The 5,679-nt window shown below is 50.7% G+C and carries 2 tRNA genes and 2 rRNA genes; all 4 read left to right on the forward strand.

Annotated features, from left to right (window positions below):
* Positions 1–167 precede the first annotated feature (167 nt).
* Positions 168–1,703, forward strand: a 16S ribosomal RNA gene (locus BBD38_RS14140).
* A 137-nt stretch (positions 1,704–1,840) separates the two neighbouring features.
* Positions 1,841–1,916, forward strand: a tRNA-Ala gene (locus BBD38_RS14145).
* A 194-nt stretch (positions 1,917–2,110) separates the two neighbouring features.
* A tRNA-Ile gene (locus BBD38_RS14150) sits at positions 2,111–2,187 on the forward strand.
* 478 nt (positions 2,188–2,665) lie between these two features.
* Positions 2,666–5,585: ribosomal RNA gene (locus BBD38_RS14155) — 23S ribosomal RNA — on the forward strand.
* The 16S and 23S rRNA genes sit together here with 2 tRNA genes alongside, the layout of an rRNA operon.
* The last annotated feature ends 94 nt before the right edge of the window (positions 5,586–5,679 follow it).

The following is a 5,679-nucleotide window of genomic DNA, read 5'->3' on the forward strand; positions in this document are numbered from 1 at the left end:
GAAAAAAGATGTTGACAGGAGGAGGGGAGTTTGGTATTATAAATAAGCCGCAAAAAACGCGGCGAACCTTGAAAAATCAATACAGTACCAAGAACGAAAAGGAAATGCTTGAAAGCGGAGCCTAGATCAATGAATTAGTTAAAAACGTTCGAAAGAGCGTTAAGATTTTAATTAAGAGTTTGATCCTGGCTCAGGACGAACGCTGGCGGCGTGCTTAACACATGCAAGTCGAACGAAGTTGCTCTTTGTGAAGCCCTCGGGTGGAACTGCGAGTATACTTAGTGGCGGACGGGTGAGTAACGCGTGAGCAATCTGCCCTGCAATGGGGGACAACAGTTGGAAACGACTGCTAATACCGCATGAGACCACGAAACCGCATGGTTTTGAGGTAAAAGGATTTATTCGATGCAGGATGAGCTCGCGTCCCATTAGATAGTTGGTGAGGTAACGGCCCACCAAGTCAACGATGGGTAGCCGACCTGAGAGGGTGATCGGCCACACTGGAACTGAGACACGGTCCAGACTCCTACGGGAGGCAGCAGTGGGGAATATTGGGCAATGGGGGAAACCCTGACCCAGCAACGCCGCGTGAGGGAAGAAGGTCTTCGGATTGTAAACCTTTGTCCTATGGGACGAAACAAATGACGGTACCATAGGAGGAAGCTCCGGCTAACTACGTGCCAGCAGCCGCGGTAATACGTAGGGAGCAAGCGTTGTCCGGAATTACTGGGCGTAAAGGGTGCGTAGGTGGCTATGTAAGTCAGATGTGAAAGACCGGGGCTTAACCCCGGGGTTGCATTTGAAACTGTGTGGCTTGAGTACAGGAGAGGGAAGTGGAATTCCTAGTGTAGCGGTGAAATGCGTAGATATTAGGAGGAACACCAGTGGCGAAGGCGACTTTCTGGACTGTAACTGACACTGAAGCACGAAAGCGTGGGGAGCAAACAGGATTAGATACCCTGGTAGTCCACGCCGTAAACGATGGATACTAGGTGTGGGGCCCGATAGGGTTCCGTGCCGAAGCTAACGCATTAAGTATCCCGCCTGGGGAGTACGATCGCAAGGTTGAAACTCAAAGGAATTGACGGGGGCCCGCACAAGCAGCGGAGCATGTGGTTTAATTCGAAGCAACGCGAAGAACCTTACCAAGGCTTGACATCCTCTGACGACTGTAGAGATACAGTTTCCCTTCGGGGCAGAGAGACAGGTGGTGCATGGTTGTCGTCAGCTCGTGTCGTGAGATGTTGGGTTAAGTCCCGCAACGAGCGCAACCCTTATTGCTAGTTGCCAGCGCGTAAAGGCGGGAACTCTAGTGAGACTGCCGGGGACAACTCGGAGGAAGGTGGGGACGACGTCAAATCATCATGCCCCTTATGTCTTGGGCTACACACGTGCTACAATGGCCGGTACAAAGGGCAGCGAACCCGTAAGGGGAAGCGAATCTCAAAAAGCCGGTCCCAGTTCGGATTGTGGGCTGCAACCCGCCCACATGAAGTCGGAGTTGCTAGTAATCGCGAATCAGCATGTCGCGGTGAATGCGTTCCCGGGCCTTGTACACACCGCCCGTCACACCACGGAAGTTGGGAGCACCCGAAGCCAGTGGCTTAACCGTAAGGAGAGAGCTGTCGAAGGTGAGATCAATGACTGGGGTGAAGTCGTAACAAGGTAGCCGTATCGGAAGGTGCGGCTGGATCACCTCCTTTCTAGGGTGTAGAAAAGAGAAGATTTAGGTGTTGAAGTGAGTAGTGCATTTTCTTTTCGGTACTGTATGATTTGAAAGAACAGCAAACTGCATAGTAAGCCTTTTAGAGCACATACAGAGATGTATGTGATTTAAAATGGGGGTGTAGCTCAGCTGGGAGAGCACCTGCCTTGCAAGCAGGGGGTCAGCGGTTCGATTCCGCTCATCTCCACCAAGTGGGGAAAGCGGGGAGACACCGAATGCAATAACTAGTGAGGGCTTTTAGCTCAGCAGGTTACGCTGTGAGTATGAGACGAGCGAGACGGAAGTCGAAGCGAGTCCATAACGAATGTGTGCCGGAAGCGAAGCGGACGGCAGAGCACATTTGGAAGAGTAACTGAAGAGGTAGAAGGGAAGCCCGGAGTATATGGGCTTTTAGCTCAGCAGGTTAGAGCACACGCCTGATAAGCGTGAGGTCGGTGGTTCGAGTCCACTAAAGCCCACCATGCGTTTTGTCCGACGAGGAAACGAGTCGCTGACAAAAGGCACGCAAGACTTTCCCAAGAGCCAAGCTCGTAAGGGCGCAGGCGATTGGCGGAAAGTTACTGCGGCAATGCCTAAGGGCATGCACCAAGCAAAACCTAAGGTTTTGCAGCTAAAAAGTAATAAGTAATAGGTAATAGATAAGGAGTTCGCCTGGGGCGAACGGGAATCGCGGAGCGATACCAAAAATATTCCTTAGTACTTATTCATTGTTACTTGAGGCGAAAGCCTTAAAGCACATTGAAAACTGAATAGTAGAAACGAAAGAGTAGAGCGAAAAGATATCATGCGCTTTGCCCGGCGAAGAAATGAGCCGCTGGCAAAACGTACGCAAGGCTTTCCCAAGAGCGTAAGCGATTGGCAGAAAGCTACTGCGAAACCAACAAAAAGGGTAAGATATAATTTTGCGAAAGTCTTAGGGAAAAAGAAAAGTAGACGAAAGATCAAGCTATAAAGAGCACAGGGTGAATGCCTTGGCATCAAGAACCGAAGAAGGACGTGTCAAGCTGCGAAAAGCTGCGGGGAGTTGCAAGCAAACATTGATCCGCAGATATCCGAATGAGGGAACTCAGCATCTGTAATAGGATGTTACCATATACTGAATTCATAGGTATATGGGGGGAACCCGGTGAACTGAAACATCTAAGTAGCCGGAGGAAAGGAAAACAAAAGTGATTCCCAAAGTAGCGGCGAGCGAAATGGGAAGAGGCCAAACCGGAAGTCTTCGGACATCCGGGGTTGCGGGCTCATATAATCGATCTGACGAATATAGCTGAATAGCATTGGAAAGTGCAGCCAAAGAGGGTAAAAGCCCCGTAAGCGAAATACGAGTTAGCGAGATGAGTACCAGAGTACCACGGGACACGTGAAACCCCGTGGGAAGCCGGGAGGACCACCTTCCAAGCCTAAATATTCCTTGATGACCGATAGAGAAATAGTACCGTGAGGGAAAGGTGAAAAGCACCCCGGGAGGGGAGTGAAAGAGAACCTGAAACCTTGTGCTTACAAGCAGTGGGGGCACTATTAGAAAGTGTGACCACGTACTTTTTGTAGAACGGGCCAGCGAGTTACGGTATGCAGCGAGGTTAAGTGACTGGAGTCACGGAGCCGAAGGGAGACCGAGTCTTAATAGGGCGAATAAGTTGCATGCTGTAGACCCGAAACCGGGCGACCTACCCATGAGCAGGTTGAAGCGGTGGTAAAACACCGTGGAGGACCGAACCACACGTATGTTGAAAAATGCGGGGATGACTTGTGGGTAGCGGAGAAATTCCAATCGAGCTCGGAGATAGCTGGTTCTCCTCGAAATAGCTTTAGGGCTAGCCTCGAGTGAAGATATATGGGGGTAGAGCACTGAATGGACTAGGGGGCTTCACGGCTTACCGAATCTTATCAAACTCCGAATACCATATATTACCTACTCGGGAGTCAGACAGTGTGAGATAAGTTTCATTGTCAAAAGGGAAAGAGCCCAGATCATCAACTAAGGTCCCAAAGTGTAAGTTAAGTGGAAAAGGATGTGGAATTGCAGAGACAACTAGGATGTTGGCTCAGAAGCAGCCACTCATTTAAAGAGTGCGTAACAGCTCACTAGTCGAGTGATTGTGCGCCGAAAATGTCCGGGGCTAAAACTTACCACCGAAGTTATGGGTGCGCAGCAATGCGCGCGGTAGAGGAGCATTCTGTATGGGTAGAAGCTGTACCGAGAGGAGCAGTGGACTGTGCAGAAGAGAGAATGCTGGCATAAGTAGCGAGAGTGAGGTGAGAATCCTCACCGTCGAAAGCCTAAGGTTTCCTGGGGAAGGCTCGTCCGCCCAGGGTAAGTCGGGACCTAAGCCGAGGACAGTATCGTCGTAGGCGATGGACAACAGGTTGATATTCCTGTACTACCGACCATTCGTTTGACTGAAGCAGTGACACAGGAGGATAGCAGAAGCGGGCTGATGGTAGAGCCCGTCTAAGCACTGAGGTTTGCATGGTAGTGAAGTACGCCGTGCTATAAGACTGAGGTGTGATGGGGACAGAAAATAAGTATGGAAGTCTGTGAATCCACACTGGCAAGAAAAGCTGCTAAGGAGAATGGTAGGTACCCGTACCGCAAACCGACACAGGTAGGCGAGGAGAGAATCCTAAGACGATCGGGAGAAGCATTGTTAAGGAACTCGGCAAAATGACTCCGTAACTTCGGGATAAGGAGTGCCTAGAAATAGGTCGCAGTGAATAGGCCCAAGCGACTGTTTAGCAAAAACACAGGTCTGTGCGAAATCGAGAGATGATGTATACGGGCTGACGCCTGCCCAGTGCTGGAAGGTTAAGGGGAACTGTTAGCGCAAGCGAAGCAGGGAACTTAAGCCCCAGTGAACGGCGGCCGTAACTATAACGGTCCTAAGGTAGCGAAATTCCTTGTCGGGTAAGTTCCGACCCGCACGAATGGCGTAACGACTTGGGCACTGTCTCAACAATGTACCCGGCGAAATTGTAGTATGAGTGAAGATGCTCATTACCCGCGATAGGACGGAAAGACCCCGTAGAGCTTTACTGCAACTTGGCATTGGATTTTGGTATTGGATGTACAGGATAGGTGGGAGACTTGGAAGCGTTGACGCCAGTCGGCGCGGAGTCACTGTTGGGATACCACCCTTCTAATACTAGGGTTCTAACCTGAGGCCGTGATCCGGCTCAGGGACAGTACCAGGTGGGCAGTTTGACTGGGGCGGTCGCCTCCGAAAGAGTAACGGAGGCGCCCAAAGGTTTCCTCAGAATGGTCGGAAATCATTCATTAGAGTGCAAATGCATAAGGGAGCTTGACTGCGAGAGAGACATCTCGAGCAGGGACGAAAGTCGGGATTAGTGATCCGGCGGTATGAGAGTGGAATTGCCGTCGCTCAACGGATAAAAGCTACCTCGGGGATAACAGGCTTATCTCCCCCAAGAGTCCACATCGACGGGGAGGTTTGGCACCTCGATGTCGGCTCGTCGCATCCTGGGGCTGAAGCAGGTCCCAAGGGTTTGGCTGTTCGCCAATTAAAGCGGCACGCGAGCTGGGTTCAGAACGTCGTGAGACAGTTCGGTCCCTATCCATCGTGGGCGCAGGAAGTTTGAGTGGAGCTGTCCTTAGTACGAGAGGACCGGGATGGACGTACCAATGGTGTACCAGTTGTCGTGCCAACGGCATGGCTGGGTAGCTACGTACGGACGGGATAAACGCTGAAGGCATCTAAGCGTGAAGCCCCCCACAAGATAAGACTTCCCATCCTTTATGGAGTAAGACCCCTTGTAGACTACAAGGTTGATAGGCTGGAGGTGTAAGTGCAGCAATGTATTCAGCTGACCAGTACTAATAGGTCGAGGGCTTGATCAACATTATGTTGATTCAACAGTCTAACACAAACGACTTAAGACTTTCTCTTTCATGACTGCTATTCAGTTTTGAATGTGCTTGGCACTTTTAAAAC

The sequence above is a fragment of the Christensenella intestinihominis genome (assembly GCF_001678845.1).
Classification (GTDB): domain Bacteria; phylum Bacillota; class Clostridia; order Christensenellales; family Christensenellaceae; genus Christensenella; species Christensenella intestinihominis.